Source organism: Aminipila sp. (assembly GCF_032051575.1).
Classification (GTDB): Bacteria; Bacillota; Clostridia; order Peptostreptococcales; family Anaerovoracaceae; genus Aminipila.
On the sequence record NZ_DAMBYD010000004.1, the window covers coordinates 17,053 to 33,984 of the forward strand.

Genomic DNA, 16,932 nt, shown 5'->3' on the forward strand with positions numbered 1-16,932 from the left:
TCATGGAAAAGGCAACAAAATTAGTCATTGCTTTGGGAGGAAATGCGCTGCAATCAGGAAAAGGTCCAGCAACTGCAGAGGCTCAGCTTGAAGTAGTTAAAAAAACTTCTGAACAGATTGCAGAAATAAGCTGCAGAGGTTATGAAATTGCAGTAGTTCATGGAAATGGACCGCAGGTAGGAAGGATTTTACAAGCATTAGAAACAGCTAAAGATGTTACACCTGTTATGCCATTTGACGTATGTGGTGCTATGTCGCAGGGATATATAGGATATCACATTCAACAGGGGTTGAAATATGCATTAAATCTTAGAAATAAGAATCTTCCTGTAGTAACAATAGCAACACAAATGATTGTAGACGGAGCAGATCCTGCTTTTCAGAAACCATCAAAGCCAATAGGACAGTTTTACAATGAAGAGGAAGCAAAAAAACTTGAAAAAGAAAAAGGCTATACAATGAAAGAGGATGCGGGAAGAGGATGGAGAAGAGTAGTGCCATCACCGCTCCCTAAAAAAATTGTAGAGATTGACGCAGTTAAAAAACTTTGGGATTCTACTATTGTAGTTACTTGTGGCGGAGGAGGAATTCCTGTTATTGAAAAGGAAAATGGATTACTAGAAGGGGTAGCAGCTGTAATTGATAAAGACTTTGCTGCAGAGTTATTAGCTGAACAAGTAGAAGCAGACTGCTTAATGATTCTTACTGAAGTGGAGAAAGTTGCAATTAACTTTAATACACCTCAGCAGGAAAATATTAGTCAAATGAATTTAGAGAAGGCATCACAATACATACAGGAAGGTCAATTTGCACCAGGTAGCATGTTACCTAAAGTACAGGCAGCAATGAAGTTTGTAAGAGCAAACCCTTCCAAAAAAGCAATTATTACATCTCTTGATAAATCATTAGAGGCTTTAGAGGGAAAGACTGGCACAATTATCACTTTCGCATAACTAATAATTATTAATTAAATCTTGTGTAGTTTTATACTTTGAGGAGGACAAGATTATGAATTTGGTAGAAATAACGAATGTTATAAACAGTTATTTATGGAGTGTTGCAATGATAGGACTCTGTTTGGGAGTCGGAATTTTTTTCTCAGTTAGGCTAGGTTTCTTTCAGATAAGGCTAATTAAAGATATGGTAAAACATCTTTTGGGAGGACAGAGCTCAGAAAATGGAATCTCTTCATTTCAAGGTTTTTCAATGGCTTTGGGCGGAAGAATCGGAGTAGGGAATATCGCAGGGGTTGCTACGGCCATATGCTTTGGTGGCCCAGGAGCAGTATTTTGGATGTGGGTTTACGCTTTTTTAGGTGCAGGCGCAGCTTTTGCAGAATCTGTATTGGCACAAATCTGGAAAGAAGAAATTGATGGAGAGTACAGAGGCGGTCCGGCATATTATATACTAAAAGGGACCGGAATTAAATGGTTAGCAATCCTATTTGCGATTGCAGGGGTTATAGCAAATGCATTCACTGGACCAACTATTCAGGCCTTCAATATTGCTGATTCAGTAAAAAATGCTTTTGGAATTCCGGCCATTGTTTCAGGATGCGTTGTAGCTGCACTATTCGCTTTTGTTATATTTGGAGGAATGAAGCGAATTGGTTCCGTTGCAGAGAAGATAGTACCTATTATGGCAGCTATATATATCCTGTTAATGATTGTTATTTTAGCTGTTAATATTAAAAATGTTCCAAGCATGTTTGCAGTAATCTTTAAATCTGCATTCAATATGGAAGCCGTTTATGGTGCAATCTGGGGCCAGACTATCATGTGGGGTGTAAAACGTGCTGTATATTCCAGTGAAGCAGGTATGGGTTCTGGTTCTCAGGCTTCAGCTGCTGCAGAAGTATCCCATCCAGCAAAGCAGGGCTTAGCACAATCATTCTCTGTTTATGTAGATACATTGTTTGTATGTACAGCAACAGCAATTATGATTTTATCTACAGGAATGTACAATGTGGCTGGTGTGCAAGAAGGAAGCTTTATTGTTGAAAATCTTCCAGGTATAGCTGCTGGGACAGGTTATACACAGGCAGCTATTGATACTTTACTGCCAGGAATGGGTTCAGCATTCATAGCAGTTGCAATTTTCTTCTTTGCATTTACTACTATTATGTCCTTTGGTTTTTATGCAGATTGTAATGTAGCATTTTTATTTAAAAACAATAAGAATCTTAAAGGCTTACAAATAGCGATTAAAATTGTACTTATTGTAATGATTATATTTGGAAGTGTTAGAAGCTCAGCGCTAGCTTGGAATATGGCTGACGTAGGTGTAGGCTTCATGGCATGGGTAAACTTAATTGCATTAATTTTACTGTATAAACCTGTAATTAAGATTCTAAAAGACTACGAAGATCAGAAAAAGTTAGGAATTAATCCTGTATTTGAACCTGAGAAATTAGGAATAAAGAATGCAGATTTATGGAACAACATTGTTAAGAGAAGATATTCAGCATTGTTAGAAGAAAAGAAAAAAACTTTGGAGAATAAGGGCGGTAATGTTGCAAGCTAAAGAACATAAATGTATAATTAATCGTGGAGAGGTTTCTAAGCCCCTCCACGATTTCTTATTCGTAAAAGAAACGAAAAATATATACCAGGAAAGGTTATATATGAAAAAGATAAAGCAAGCCTTAATCACTGCAGGATGCGTATCTATTGGATCACAATTATATATTAATGTTTTTTCAGATGACTTTATTATAGCATTAGCCGTGGTTATCTTTGGTATATGTCTTCATATTTTTGATGAAATAAATCCAATTAAGCTATCTATATTGACAGGAATATGTTCACCTTTTTTTAGGTGTATTGTGCTATGGCTGAACTCTGGGGATTGGAATGAATCGGCTGAAGCAGCATTGCCAGATATAATTTTTTATTTTTGTTTTGGTGTGATGTTTTATTGCATGTATTATAAAAACCTGCAAAAAAATTACACTTTATTTTGGACAACCTTAGTAATTTGTGATGCCATCTCAAATGCAACAGAACTAACATTCATGAATGGTATAACCTATGTAAATCCTACTGTACTTGGTATGCTTTTTATGATAGCTATGGTTAGAGCTGTTATGATTTTGATGGTATGTTTAGCAGTGGATTCATATAAGTATTTATTAACAAAAGAAGAACATGAATTGCGATATAAAAAATTAATGGTAATGGCATCTGTTTTTGATAGTGAAGTTTATTTTATGAAAAAAGGTATTGTTGAAATTGAGGATGTCATGAAAAAAGCATTTTTACTTTATAATAAAATGGATAATGATGATTTTCCGGAAGAATTACATGTATTAACATTAGATATTGCTAAAGATGTTCATGAAATAAAAAAAGGTTATATTCGTGTAATAAAAGGACTGCAGGATAATTTTCTTTCAGATATAAAAATTACTAGTTTAAGTATACGGGATTTAGTTAATATATTGGAAACGGATGTTGAAGATTTAATAAAACATAAAGATAAGCAGATTGAGTTTGTTACAAAGGTTCATGAGGACTTTATAGTAAAAGAACATTATATTCTTATGTCAGTATTGAGAAATATTGTTGTAAATGCAATAGATGCTATTCCAAATGAAAAAAAGGGTATAATCAAGTTAGAGTTATTTAAGGAAAAAAATGAGGACGTTGAATTTTATAAGTTTAGAATAACAGACAATGGTTCAGGTATAAGAAAAGAAGATATGGATATCATTTTTGCACCAGGATATTCAACAAAATTTGATGAAACTACAGGAGATATTAATAGAGGAATAGGATTAACTTTAGTTAAAGACTTGGTTCATGAGGAGTTTAAAGGTAGTATTGTTGTTGAATCACAGGAGAATGCATACACAAAGTTTGACGTATTCATACCTGTAACTTGTTTTGAGGGGAACTGAATGAAATATTATATTATTGATGACTCTTTGAGTGTAGTTAAAGTTTTAAATCGAATTGTAGAAGAGCAAGGAATAGGGGAAGTTATAGGCGTTTCCACAGATCCAGAGGCAGCTGTAAAGGAAATAATTGTAGAAGAACCAGATATTGTTTTAGTTGATTATCTGATGCCGCAGAAAGATGGTATTTCTTTAATACGGCAAGTACGAGAAGTAAAACCCAAAATTAATTTTATCATGATTTCCCAAGTTTCAGATAAAGAAATGGTTGCTGGTGCGTATAAAGAAGGCATTCAGTTTTTTATAAATAAACCTATAAATCTTATTGAAGTAATTAGTGTCCTTAAAAATGTTAATGACAAGGTCAATTTAGAAAACACTTTAGGCGGTATACGTGAAATGATTCAGACTAGAGCTAATGAGCAAAAACCAGATGTAAAGGCAAAAGACAAAGAACAACGACTAAAAGAGATAAAGTATTTACTTGGAATATTAGGCATGCTTGGAGAAAGTGGAACCGGTGATATTATTGGAATTTGTGAAGAAAGATTACAAAGTAATAGTTCTAATATTAAGGAGGGTATATCGTTATACTGTAGTCAAAAATCTGAAGACCCTAAGATGGTAAAGCAGAGAATCCGTCGAGCAGTAAAAAGAGGATTAACGAATATAGCTGGAATGGGAGTAGAAGACTATTATAATGAAATCTTTCAAAATTATCATTATGTTGTATTTGATTTTGAAAGCATTCGCGTAGAAATGGATTATCTACGAGGAAAAAGAAAAGATGGAGGAAAAGCCAGCGTAGATAAATTTATAGAAGGATTACTTGTTTATAGTGAAGTTAAATAATAAGAATAAAAGAGCCCACATATGAGTCTGATGAGACTTATTGTGGGCATATTTTATATATTTTTAGTGTCTATAACAACACCCTCTATTACATCGAGTTTGGTTGCAATTTTTATACAAGAAGTATAGGGCAATCCAGCAACAAGGATGACACATAACAGCACCTCCTTTTGTGGTATTAACATAATATGCAAATATTTTCTGGATGTGAATAACTGATCAAATAATTAATGATTATTATTCTCCATAAAGTATAAAAATATAAAGTTATGTCCATGTTTAAATTGAAAACAATAGCAAAGGAGAAAAATACATTGGGTAATTTTGAATTTTATAATTCGAAGGAAGAACAAATAGAAAAATATAATCTTATAAGGACAAAAGCAATGGAACTTGCAGCTTTAATTGATAGTCAATGTCCTGAATGCAGAGAAAAATCACTGGCCTTTACTAAAATTGAAGAGGCAAGTTTGTGGGCCAATGCTTCGATTGCAAGAAATAGATAAATATCAATCAAGCTCTAAATTAGTTTAGAGAATATAATGCGACAAAAAAAGACAAAAAGTATAAGAAAATTTGTAATTCTTACAAAAATCTCTGTGGGAGCATAATTTTTACGACTTTTATGATATAATATAACTGATTTTTTAGATAGACAAATAGAGAGGAGGATACATCAATTTAGATTACATTTTGCGATTTTTTATATTATGGGGAGGTTTTTTTAATGAGTGAAAAAAATGAAGGCTTAAAAAGAACACTAAAAACAAGGCATTTAAATATGATTGCCATAGGTGGAGCAATTGGAACTGGTTTATTTGTAACTTCTGGAGCTTCAATAAGCGGTGCAGGTCCAGGAGGAGCACTGGTAGCTTATTCATTGATTGGTATTATGGTTTATTTTCTTATGACAAGTTTAGGTGAAATGGCTACTTTTATGCCTGTTTCTGGTTCTTTCGAAACTTATGCAACTAGATTCGTTGACCCTGCTTTGGGATTCGCGCTTGGTTGGAATTATTGGTATAATTGGGCAATTACTGTTGCTTGTGAACTTGTTGCTGGAGCAATCGTAATGAAATTCTGGTTTCCAGATGTACCAGGTGTAATTTGGAGCGCGATGTTCTTAGTCATATTATTTGTTCTTAATATTATTTCTGCACGTATGTATGGTGAAGCTGAATTCTGGTTTGCTGGCATAAAGGTAGTTACAATTGGTATCTTTCTTGTAGTTGGTGTACTAATGATATTTGGTATCTTGGGAGGAAATGCTCCTGGGTTCCATAACTGGAAAATTGAGGATGCACCTTTTAGCGGAGGATTTGCAGCAATATTCTCCATAGCAATGATAGCAGGATTCTCATTCCAGGGAACTGAGCTTGTTGGTATAGCAGCTGGTGAATCTGAAGATCCTGAGAAAAACGTTCCAAAAGCAATAAATACAGTGTTTTGGAGAATACTTATTTTCTATATAGGTGCATTAACAATCATAGGGTTTATTCTTCCTTATACAGATCCAAACTTGCTTAAAGCAGGAACTGACAATATGGCAATGAGCCCATTCACTCTTATTTTTGAAAGAGCTGGGTTTGCAGCAGCTGCTGCTGTTATGAATGCTGTAATATTAACATCAGTACTTTCCTGTGGGAATTCGGGACTTTATGCAGCTTCTAGAATGCTATACGCTATGGCAAATGAAGGAAAAGCTCCAAAATTCTTAGCAAAAGTTAATAAAAGAGGCGTTCCAATGAATTGCCTATACTTTACGACCGCAGTATCTATACTTGCATTCTTAGGTTATTTAGTAGGAGAAAATACGGTTTATCTATGGCTTGTAAATGCTTCTGGTATGGCAGGATTTATTGCATGGTTAGGAATTGCAGTCAGCCACTACAGATTTAGGAAAGCATATGTATTGCAGGGTAAAGATTTAAAAGATTTAAAGTACAAGTCAAAGCTATTCCCACTTGGCCCAATTATTGCATTTGTTCTTTGTACAATTGTTATTCTTGGTCAGGACTATAAGGACTTGCTTGCAGGAAACTTCATTGGAGCACTTCCAGCTTACGTAGGTTTTATTGTTTTCCTTGTATTCTATATCGCTTATAAAGTAGTGAGGAAAACTAAGATTGTTGACCTTACTCATGCTGATTTTTCTACTGACTATAAAGCTGAATAATATGCATAAAGAAAGAAGGATTGCAGAGAAGAAGCAGTCCTTCTTTTTCATTTTATGATTAGATTTTAATTACTTTGTTTTGATGTAAAAGCATTCTTAAGTTCAAACCCGCCTTTGTAAAGTACCTCCATCTGAATATAGGTCTCGGTAATCACCTGCTCCGGCGGCCAGTTTGTCACAGAGGCGGTAGGTAGTACTTGAAGATAGATTTTCCCATCTTTAAAAGTAAATTCCCCATAGTTTCCAACATATACTGAATTAAGTTTATCTCCCCATGTTTCTTCGAGAGATTTTAAATTTATGTTGTTTCCAGTAGTCTCTCCGTTAATAGATATGGTTAATGCTCCGTCATTCACTTGATATGTTAGTTTATTATTTATGATATCACTCCAGTCATTAGAACTGAATGAATAATCTATCCAACCATTTGTATTGCTCTTTTCTAATATATGTAAGTCATTTAAGGAGATGCCAGTTCCATTGGCACTCTTCGATATCATGGCTAATTCTTTTGTTCCATCATGATCATAATCTTCATATTGCAGCTTAGGAAGCTCACCATAAACCCCCCAATTTACATCCAATATCTGAATAGCATTTCCTTGTCTTATACATAAACCGTGCAGGTGATATGTTCCTTTTTCAGTACCATTTTTCTTTAATCCGTAGACATAAATGGCTTCTTTAGGAATATCAGCTACTAATGCAATTGTACTGTCACTCTTTAAAAAAGTATTCCAATCATCATCGCTTTTTATAAGTTTTTCTGGAAGTTTTATATTCTCTGAAATAAGATTAACAGCTCCATACCATGAGAAACCATCAGCATTCTTTTGATTTTGCCCGCCACTAGTAAAGGCTACCGAAACACTAGTACTTACAATTAAAAGAAGGAGAGTCAAAATAATAATAAGACCATTATGCTTTTTTCTTGTACTTAAAATATTTTGTAACCTCTCCTTAAGTGTTTTAGTAGAATCATTAAAACCTGTAGTTAATGCGATTGTACGCATTTTCTGTTGATTGATGCAAGAAAGAATTGTTTCACCATATGCTTTTTTTGCGTCAGTTGACATTTCTTTAATTACTTCATCATCACAGGAAAGCTCTAAATCAACATCTGATTCATAGCGAAGCAGATATATCAAAGGATTAAACCAGTGAACTGCATTTGAAAGCAGAAGCAGCATTTTATACCATAGGTCATAACGTCTGTAATGTGTAAGTTCATGTTTAAATATAAAAGTTAGTTCCTCATCCGAATAATTACCAGAGGGTATGACCACAACAGGATGAAGAAATCCCATAATGAAAGGGCTTGATATTTGATTACATACATAAATATCAACCTGCTTTTTAATATCGAATTTAGTAGAAATATCGTTGATTATATCATATGATCTCTGCTCTTTCGAAACTCTGCTCCAGCGCAAAATTTGCTTCCTAAAATAAAAGTATCCAACAAAGTGATACACTATAAATACAAAGCAGCCAATAAACCAAACCAAAATAGTAATATCCATCCATGGTATAGCTTTTTTGTTTTTTTCTGACACATTGTCTGTAAACTTTTCTACTTGCGTATTAGTAACAGAAGCCATTACAGGTAATACTTTTGTTTCTGAGCTGTGTACGGTTCCTTTATCGGGACTAATCTGACTAGTAAGTGAAATGAATAATGGATGGTTGATATCAGGCATATTCACTTGAATTGGCGCACCAGAAAACGAGAAGTCGATAGGTATTAAGAGTCTTACAGCGATTATCAACCATATGCATTTTTTCCATTTGGCAGCATAATGCTTATTTATAAAGAAGGATAGAATCTTTACAGTCATAATTAGTATACTTGTGATAATGGAGATTTCTATTATTGATAGAAACAATTTGTGTGACATCACTTTTTCTCCCTTTCTAATTGATTAAGATATTCCTGTAATTCTTTTAAATCTGCATGATCTATTACTTTGTTACTATATAAATTTGTGATGAGGCTTTGCAGTGAATTTCCATAAAGTTTTTCTAAAAAGGTTTTACTTTCTTGTATCTTATATTCGTTTTCAGTTATCAATGTCGAATATAGATTGGTGCGGGTTTTTCTATCACAATGAACAAATTCTTTTTCTGCTAACCTTGCAAGAGAGGTCATCAAGGTTGACAATACCCATTTGCGTTTTCCCTGAATCTGATCCAATATGCAATTGGAAGTAATAGGCTCCGCACTACACCACAGAATCATCATTATTTCTAATTCTGCATCACCTAGTCGTTTTATCTTATTATTCATTTTATTCACTCCTATTATAATAATGTAATTGTATAATATTATGCATATGATAACATTATACATACGTATAATTAAATGTCAAGAAAAACTGGTATAGTACTTAGCATTGCTAAACATTAGTATTGACATTCATAATGCATTGTATTAGTATGTACTTAGCAATACTAAGCATAGAGGTGAGAAGTTGAATCAGAAATATGAACAACAATTAAAAAAAGGAGTTCTTGAAATGTTGGTATTAAAACTTTTAATGAATGAAGAAAAGTATGGTTATCAGCTTATTAGTGAGCTTGGGAAATACAGCAACGGCATGTTTTCTTTGAAGGAAGGTACCTTGTATCCGATTTTATACAGACTCGAGGATGATGGACTGGTTATCAGCAGATGGAGTGAACCAAAACGCAAGGAAGTATCACGAAAATATTATTCCATTTCTGATACAGGCAGGCAGACCTTGTCAGAGTTGAATGAATTATGGTCGAATTTTTCAAAAAATGTAACATCAATTATGGAGGAAGTCTAATGGATAAGAATAAATATGTAAAATCTATAATCAAGAAACTAAAATGTTCCAGGCAGAAAAGGAAAGACATTGCAAAAGAATTGGAAGTAGATATTCAGATTGCTTTAGAAAATGGTGAACCGTGGGAGAAAATTAAAGAAAGAATGGGAGAGCCTCTTTCTGTGGCAGCTGATTTTAATGACAATTTTTCTAAAACAGAGTTAAAAGCTGCAAAAAATGCAAAAAGAATAGAAATATCAATAATTGTGCTTGTACTTATGGGCAGTATTGTTTTTGGTATTTATTGGATGCTGCCTAAAACTACAGTAATGGATAATAACAGTAGTTTTAATGAAAAAGCAGTAATTAGCCAGGCTGAAATGATTGTAAACCTTTTAAATGAAAATGATTATACTACAATAAAGAAACAGTATGCAAATGACAAAATGAAAGAGGCTATAACTGAAAGTAAAATATCTGAAGCAAAAAAACAGATAGGCTCGGATTGGGGGAATTTTAAATCTTATACCAGTGAGAATACTGCAGAAATCGATCAAATTGGAAAGAAGTTTGCAGTTGTTGAGCTTGTCGCGCTATATGAAAACAGAAGCGTAACATACACCATTTCCTTCGATGAAAATATGCTTCTAGCAGGAATTTATATGAAATAGAGGTGATAGATATGGCGTTTTTGATATTTTTGGTTGGTTGTAATATGTTAATACCTGCAATAATGATTATTTTTGGAAAAATATTTGAAAATAAAGTACCCAAAAGAATTAATAATTTTTATGGTTATAGGACATCCATGTCCATGAAAAACCAAGATACGTGGGAATTTGCTCATAAATACTGCGGTATGCTTTGGAAAAAAGCTGGCTTGATTATGGGCATTGTTACATTAATTATAACAGTAGTATCTTTTAATTTAACTGAAGATATGCAGGGTATTGTTTGCGGCATCATTGTAACAATACAGACTATTGTTTTAATAGGTTCTATATTTCCAGTTGAGAAGGCATTAAAGAAAAATTTTGACAAGAATGGTTATAGAAACATTGAATATAGTAAAAATACCGTGGATGGAGAGGAATAGTATTTATGAATATTGGGGTGGCAGGCTGCATTGCCATGGGAGTAGTATTTTCTATATTACTAGTTCTATTTGTAATATTGAAAGAGAAAGGTGCAATGTTGGTCAGTGGATTCAATATGCTGTCTAAGGAAGAAAGAAAAAATTTTGATACAGAAAGAATGTGTGCAGATCAGGCAAAAGCATTTCTTACATGGTCTATTGTATTTTTCATTGGAGCCTTGCTATCTTATATGATTAGTCAGTATGTAGCCATTATAGCTTGGGGAATATGGCTGATATTATTTTTTAAGGATGTACATATGGATACGGAAAAGGCATTTGGAAAGTATAAAAAAGGGTAATAAAATACCTTAAGGACAAAAGAAGGGGCGCTGTTACATTAGCATAATCAATAACTAGTGTAACAGCTTATTTTTTAAAAAAATATTTTGAGCATGTCAATAAGATAGATCTGTAAATAAACTAAAAACTTATTATTGGATTTCTAGTACGTCAATTAGAACTGTACTTGTTAATTCTGCATTTGCAGCAAATACGGTTGTGATTAAATCAAGAAGCAATTCTTCTTTTGTTTTACCATTTGATGTACCAGTTATTTTAGATAGTGCTCCGCTAGAAAAATTATTTGCTACAACTTTGAAATATGCTTCTTGAAAGATTTTATCAAATTCATCTTTTGACATAATATTACCTCCATTTATTTTAAATTAGTATTATAATGACTAATAATGATTCTAAATATTCACATATTCGAGAAAAGATAAGGGCTTGTTAAAAAGTAAAGTTAAAAGAATTACATGATGAAATCATGGCGCAGACTATATAATGAGAATGCGGATAGAAGTAAAAAATATCTAACTTTCAAATTATAAGTAGTAAAAAGATGCTTCTAATAATATATTATATTATTAGAAACAAAGGAGGTCGCTGAATGAGATTGGTTAATGTGCTTCAAACTGCTTGTATTCCACCAAGTCAACTGAATTTGATATTCCAATCAAGGACAATTTGGAGAGATTTGGCTACGTGGCTTAGGGCCTATTTAGCCAGCAAACATGGAGGGTTAGGAGATATAGAAGCAATATGGGAGAAATTAGATGAACTATTAATAAAATCTACTAATATTTTTAGTTTAGTCTTTGGAGAGCAATTTGCAGATCAATATGTTACTCTCTTATCCAATTTCAATAATATTTTAGATGCTTTGATTAATGCACAAATAAATGGTGACACTAATGCGATAAATGAATACACAAAGCAGTTGTATGAAAATGCAGACCAAATAGCTGCTTTTCTATCAAAAGTAAATCCGTTTTGGGTAGAAAGTGAATGGAAGAATTTATTATATCAATTTAATCAAATGACAATAGATCAATCAAACACATTTTTAAATAAAGACTTTAGAAAAAACATAGACATATTTGATAGAATTTTAAATCTTACTTCAACAATAGGTGACTATTATTCACAAGGTATACTTGATTACTTAAATTTCTCCAGTAAATAAGAATAGTAATGAATCCACCTTTAATGCCGGGTTTTATAGCCCGGTGTTTTTGTTTGGCACAGTCAAGTGGTAGCATGCTGTTCATTATGTGTTAGGCAAGGGAACAGAAGAAGTCCCAGCTAATCTGGAACTTAGTTTTCTTGTATATAATTTGAGAAGAGCAATTTATAATGGGATGAAAATGGATGAAATAGGGATGTGGATAGTTATGTTAAATATTTGAAATTTATAAGATTGTCTTGTATAATAAAGCTAAGGGAGAATTATAGCTGCAAAATAGGGGGTTAATATGGAGATTATAATTGCTATTGCAATATTTATTGGAATTGGTATTCTTATTTCAAGATTATCAGCATTTATTGGGACAAGAATCTTTAGATTCTCGGATCTAATTAAATATCTTATAAAACTTTTCAAAAAAGAGAAAATAGATAAAACAATATAATAAAAAGAAGCACGTAAACGAAAATAGACCTTAAAAGTTATATATCCACTTACCCAAATTTATGAGGTGATGAATAATGAAACTTACACTGGCTCCACTTAAAACAGAAAACATTGCTATGTTTAAACGAGACATGCAAGAGGCATTTCAATATGGATACGAAATGGAATGTGGGTCATCCGAAGAATTGATTTTACCGGAAAAGGACATAGATGATTCACTCAATGGCAATGGTGCTGAAGCGTATCAGGCAATTGTTAACGGTGAGGTTTCCGGTGGAACCGTCATAACTGTTGATAACGAAACATATCATAATCATTTGGATTTTCTTTTTGTTAAAGTTGGTTGTCAAGGAACTGGCGTTGGGCAGGCACTTTGGAAAGCAATAGAAAATTTATACCCTGAAACAAAAGTATGGGAAACATGTACGCCGTATTTTGAAAAGAGGAACATTCATTTCTATGTCAATAAATGTGGCTTTCACATTGTTGAGTTTTATAACCCACTTCATCGAGATCCAAATGTGCCAGAGACTGTAGGAGGAATGCCAGCAGATGAAGGTGATTATTTCTTTAGATTTGAAAAAAATATGGGACAAGATCTTCTATAAATCGCAGTTTGTCGAGCTGATATCGTACTTAAATAGGGTGCCAAGAATTCAATTCATGGCACCTATATTGTTATCCGTTCAGTAAAATCATGATTACTTGCATTGTTGCAGTTACAACCTTAATTGTGCTAATTATAGATTTGGAACGTAAACAAAAATAACCGCCCTCGCCAAAGTACGGTTATTTTTTAATAATTCGATATTAGGCTAACCGTCTATCGGTAGCACTTTTTATGTCTTGATTATAACATACTCTAAATAAAAACCATATAGAATAATTAAAAGGGTAATGTATAAATTAATGTGTAAAAATATTAAATAATTTATAAAGGAAGAGCGGTACCATGAAAGAAATATTTTTACAGATTCAATCCATGTCACAGAAAAGAATCTGTACACTAAAAGTGGTTATTATATTATTTATGATATTTGAAGCAATATGGATATTTCCATTGAAATACGAATTATCAATATTTACTGCAGGAATAATTTGTTGTTACTTTATGGTTGGCGTTATATTAGGTGCTGTGATAGTAAGAAAAAATGTAATAATTCTTTTAGGTATAATATTTTCTAATTTTGCAGGTCTTGCTCTAAGAGTTTGGTTAGAATGGGGAGAAGTATCAATTACAGAAGGGTTAACACCGAAAAGGGCTTTTCTCACATATGTACCAGTTATTATTGTTACATATATTGGTTATATATATGCAAAACGCAATATTAAAGCATTCAAAGGGGATAAGATGAAAAATATAAGAAAAAGTAAGCTAATAATTTTATTAGGAGGTATATGGATATTTTTCTATTTTGCTGTTATTTTGTATGGTAATTCAAATTTAATGGGATTTGCAGCAACTTTTAATTTAATTCTGTTTTATGTAATAGTTATAATATTAGTTTTTAAATTTTTGATAAATAACTTTGGAACAAAGCAAATCGAACAACAAAATAAAGAAATTCTAGAAAAAATGAATGAAATGCAACAGAAGATAGACGAAATGCAAGAAAAGATTAATGAAAAGTAAATATAAAAAAAATAAATATTTAAGGCTGTAAAAAATTAATCTGAAACGGCTTGATTGAAAGAGGTAAAAAATATTACCAAAAAAGCAAAATGGTAAAAAATATAGAAAATATCAAGCGCTCTTATAAACGCTGAAATTTCAAGGTAAATAAAAGACCACTGCGTTTGCAGTGGTCTTTGGTGAGGCACGAGGGACTCGAACCCCCAACCGACAGATTCGAAGTCTGCGACTCTATCCATTGAGCTAGTACCCCATATTTTATTGACAAAAGATATTATACACTATAATCAAGTTAAAATCAAACTGATTTTAATTTAATTAATGTATACATGTTGCATATTATTCCATTCATTGCCATAATTAGACAAATGTGATAACATTATACATAAGGGTACAAAAATAATATAGTAAATAGTTGGGGTTAAAGAAAGGAAGTAATATTAGAATGAATAGCATCAAAAAAAAGGTTTTAGCAATAACTCTAATATTGTTATTAGTATCGTTATCAATAGTATCTATGGTTTTTACAGCATTAAGTCTCAATGGAACATTAAATACAATTAAAGAAATTATGGGGGAAACAGCTATAACTTCTTCTATTGCTGTAGAAAACAGATTGCTTTCTATACAAAATGTTATTCAAGAATTAGGTACCATTAATAGACTGTCAAATCCAGACAGTAGTGTTGAAAGTAAACGTCAAATATTAGACAGTAAGATGAAAGCATTTAATTTTGTCAATTTGACTATCACTGATTTAAACGGAGCATCATTAGAAAACACTAATTTTGCAGATACGGAATATTTCAAAAAAGCAATAAATGGAGAAACCTTTGTTGACAATCCTGATATAGATTCAGAGGGAAAGTTAACAATGCATATTGCAGCGCCTTTATGGAAAGACGGTTTATATGATACTGAAATAGTAGGAACCGTTGTTGTAACTTTAGATGGTTCTTATCTATCAGATATTACAAACAAAATAAAGATTGGAAAGACTGGACAGTGTTACATGATAAATAATCATGGAACTACCATAGCTGATACTGATTATAAATCAGTAAAAGCACAAGACAATACCATTGAAGGTGCTAAGAAGGATAAAGCATTAAAAAAATTGGCGAGTCTTGAACAACGGGGATTAAACGGTGAAAACTGTTTTGGCGATATGGAGTTCGGAGGAGTTAAAAAACTCTTGTTTTTAACTCCTGTCGAGGGTACTGACGGCTGGGTACTTGGAGTATCTGTTGAGAAAAGTGAATTTATGAAATCAATATACCAAGCTGTGGCTGTTTGCCTGGGAATTTCTATAGTAGCATTGATTTTCGCAGGGATTATCATGATAAGATTTGCCACTAACTTGGTAAAACCAATAAAGGAAATTGAAACTGCTGTTTACGAGGTTTCGCAAGGCAACTTTGATGTAAACATAAATTATGAATCAAAGGATGAAGTCGGAAAAATGGCAGACAGTATGAGGAATATGATTTCTTCTACTGAGAAAATTATTGCGGATATTACTAGGGCACTTGGAGAAATGTCCCAAGGGAACTTTGATGTACGCGCAGGTGTAGAATATGTGGGTGTATATAAGAACCTACAAAAGGCTATGTTAGCTATTATTTCTGAATTAAGCCAGACTCTTGGAAATATAAAAGTATCTGCAGAACAGGTAAATTTAGGTGCAGAGCAGGTATCTTCTGGTTCCCAATCCTTGGCACAAGGTTCAGTTGAGCAGGCAAGTTCTATAGAAGAGTTAACTGCATCTATTAACTTGATTTCAAATCAAATAAGGGATAATGCAAATAACGCAAATAGTGCAAATGGCCAATCAACCAGAGTTGGAGAAGAACTAGAACGAAGCAATGCGCAGATGAATAGAATGATGATAGCTATGGAAGATATCTCAGGAAAATCTACGGAAATTAGTAAAATTATTAAGGCCATTGAAGACATTGCATTCCAGACAAATATACTTGCACTAAATGCTGCAGTAGAAGCAGCTAGAGCTGGTGCAGCAGGTAAGGGATTTGCTGTTGTAGCGGATGAAGTTAGAAATCTTGCAGGAAAATCTGCAGAGGCGGCTAAAGATACTACATCCTTAATTGAAGATACCGTGAGAGCAGTAGAAGAGGGAACTAGTATTGCTGTAGAGACTGCTGAGGCTTTAAAGGCGGTAGTAGAAAATACAGAGCAAGTTGTTACAGCAATAACGGAAATTGCCAAAGCATCAGCAGAGCAGGCGGATTCCATTACGCAGGTAACGATGGGATTAGATCAAATTTCCGCTGTAGTACAATCCAATTCAGCAACGGCAGAAGAAAGCGCGGCAGCAAGTGAAGAATTATCTGGGCAAGCTAATCTGCTTCAAGTAGAAGTTGACAAATTTAAGTTAAAGAAAATATAAATTATATATACTAATAAAATAAAACAGAATTTCTAAAAAGTGGTAAATATTTATTTTACCACTTTTTGTTTTAGTGTTCTCAAAATACATTTAAAATAGTATAATTAAATTTGGTCGGTTATTGGCTGTA

The 16,932-nt window shown here is 33.0% G+C and carries 18 protein-coding genes and 1 tRNA gene; 15 read left to right on the forward strand and 4 right to left on the reverse strand.

Annotated features, from left to right (window positions below; genetic code table 11):
* Nucleotides 1–2: 2 nt before the first annotated feature.
* The 6 genes from arcC to RTW14_RS06030 all read left to right on the forward strand — a co-directional run bounded on the left by arcC (nt 3) and on the right by RTW14_RS06030 (nt 6,923).
* Complete coding sequence (arcC, locus tag RTW14_RS06005; RefSeq protein WP_312648801.1) at nt 3–953, forward strand: carbamate kinase; 951 nt, start codon at nt 3–5, stop codon at nt 951–953.
* A 55-nt stretch (nt 954–1,008) separates the two neighbouring features.
* Complete coding sequence (locus tag RTW14_RS06010) at nt 1,009–2,523, forward strand: alanine/glycine:cation symporter family protein (protein ID WP_312648802.1); 1,515 nt, start codon at nt 1,009–1,011, stop codon at nt 2,521–2,523.
* 100 nt (nt 2,524–2,623) lie between these two features.
* Nucleotides 2,624–3,898, forward strand: coding sequence for an ATP-binding protein (locus RTW14_RS06015; protein ID WP_312648803.1), 1,275 nt, complete (start codon nt 2,624–2,626; stop codon nt 3,896–3,898).
* Nucleotides 3,899–4,747 carry a DNA-binding domain-containing protein gene (locus RTW14_RS06020; RefSeq protein WP_312648804.1) on the forward strand — a complete coding sequence of 283 codons (849 nt, stop codon included), beginning with the start codon at nt 3,899–3,901 and terminating at the stop codon, nt 4,745–4,747.
* Between the two features lie 314 nt (nt 4,748–5,061).
* A complete protein-coding gene (locus RTW14_RS06025; RefSeq protein WP_312648805.1) occupies nt 5,062–5,253 on the forward strand; it encodes an Acb2/Tad1 domain-containing protein in 192 nt (63 codons plus the stop codon).
* 221 nt (nt 5,254–5,474) lie between these two features.
* Nucleotides 5,475–6,923, forward strand: coding sequence for an amino acid permease (locus RTW14_RS06030; RefSeq protein ID WP_312648806.1), 1,449 nt, complete (start codon nt 5,475–5,477; stop codon nt 6,921–6,923).
* 65 nt (nt 6,924–6,988) lie between these two features.
* Here the strand turns inward: RTW14_RS06030 and RTW14_RS06035 are convergent, their stop codons facing one another.
* Both RTW14_RS06035 and RTW14_RS06040 read right to left on the reverse strand, forming a co-directional pair.
* On the reverse strand, nt 6,989–8,821 hold the full coding sequence (locus RTW14_RS06035) for a M56 family metallopeptidase (RefSeq protein ID WP_312648807.1): 1,833 nt from the start codon (nt 8,819–8,821) through the stop codon (nt 6,989–6,991).
* A complete protein-coding gene (locus RTW14_RS06040) occupies nt 8,821–9,210 on the reverse strand; it encodes a BlaI/MecI/CopY family transcriptional regulator (protein ID WP_312648809.1) in 390 nt (129 codons plus the stop codon). Before RTW14_RS06040 ends, RTW14_RS06035 begins: the two co-directional genes overlap by 1 nt.
* Nucleotides 9,211–9,394: 184 nt before the next feature.
* On the opposite strand from RTW14_RS06040, the gene RTW14_RS06045 reads away from it, so the two are divergent.
* The 4 genes from RTW14_RS06045 to RTW14_RS06060 are packed head-to-tail and all read left to right on the forward strand — an operon-like array spanning nt 9,395 to nt 11,149.
* The gene (locus tag RTW14_RS06045) at nt 9,395–9,733 is read left to right on the forward strand and encodes a PadR family transcriptional regulator (protein ID WP_312648810.1); all 339 of its coding nucleotides are present in this window, start codon (nt 9,395–9,397) and stop codon (nt 9,731–9,733) included.
* Nucleotides 9,733–10,383: a DUF3887 domain-containing protein gene (locus tag RTW14_RS06050; RefSeq protein WP_312648811.1), complete on the forward strand. Its 651-nt coding sequence runs from the start codon at nt 9,733–9,735 to the stop codon at nt 10,381–10,383. Before RTW14_RS06045 ends, RTW14_RS06050 begins: the two co-directional genes overlap by 1 nt.
* 11 nt (nt 10,384–10,394) lie before the next feature.
* A complete protein-coding gene (locus tag RTW14_RS06055) occupies nt 10,395–10,808 on the forward strand; it encodes an SdpI family protein (RefSeq protein ID WP_312648812.1) in 414 nt (137 codons plus the stop codon).
* 5 nt (nt 10,809–10,813) lie between these two features.
* Nucleotides 10,814–11,149, forward strand: coding sequence for a DUF3784 domain-containing protein (locus RTW14_RS06060; protein WP_312648813.1), 336 nt, complete (start codon nt 10,814–10,816; stop codon nt 11,147–11,149).
* Between the two features lie 132 nt (nt 11,150–11,281).
* Here RTW14_RS06060 and RTW14_RS06065 read toward each other — a convergent pair whose 3' ends face one another.
* Nucleotides 11,282–11,491 (reverse strand): hypothetical protein, encoded by a 210-nt coding sequence (locus RTW14_RS06065; protein WP_312648814.1) that lies wholly within the window; start codon nt 11,489–11,491, stop codon nt 11,282–11,284.
* A gap of 248 nt (nt 11,492–11,739) precedes the next feature.
* On the opposite strand from RTW14_RS06065, the gene RTW14_RS06070 reads away from it, so the two are divergent.
* The 4 genes from RTW14_RS06070 (at nt 11,740) to RTW14_RS06085 (ending at nt 14,395) form a co-directional block, all read left to right on the forward strand.
* Nucleotides 11,740–12,315, forward strand: a complete 576-nt coding sequence (locus RTW14_RS06070) for a hypothetical protein (RefSeq protein WP_312648815.1) — start codon at nt 11,740–11,742, stop codon at nt 12,313–12,315.
* Between the two features lie 289 nt (nt 12,316–12,604).
* Complete coding sequence (locus RTW14_RS06075) at nt 12,605–12,760, forward strand: hypothetical protein (protein ID WP_312648816.1); 156 nt, start codon at nt 12,605–12,607, stop codon at nt 12,758–12,760.
* 76 nt (nt 12,761–12,836) lie between these two features.
* On the forward strand, nt 12,837–13,370 hold the full coding sequence (locus RTW14_RS06080; protein WP_312648817.1) for a GNAT family N-acetyltransferase: 534 nt from the start codon (nt 12,837–12,839) through the stop codon (nt 13,368–13,370).
* Nucleotides 13,371–13,714: 344 nt separating this feature from the next.
* Entirely contained in the window at nt 13,715–14,395 is a 681-nt protein-coding gene (locus RTW14_RS06085; protein WP_312648818.1) for a hypothetical protein, read from the forward strand.
* A 177-nt stretch (nt 14,396–14,572) separates the two neighbouring features.
* On the opposite strand, the gene RTW14_RS06090 is transcribed toward RTW14_RS06085, so the two are convergent.
* A tRNA-Arg gene (locus tag RTW14_RS06090) sits at nt 14,573–14,648 on the reverse strand.
* Nucleotides 14,649–14,840: 192 nt separating this feature from the next.
* Here RTW14_RS06090 and RTW14_RS06095 point away from each other — a divergent pair.
* Nucleotides 14,841–16,802 carry a methyl-accepting chemotaxis protein gene (locus tag RTW14_RS06095; RefSeq protein WP_312648819.1) on the forward strand — a complete coding sequence of 654 codons (1,962 nt, stop codon included), beginning with the start codon at nt 14,841–14,843 and terminating at the stop codon, nt 16,800–16,802.
* Nucleotides 16,803–16,932: the final 130 nt, after the last annotated feature.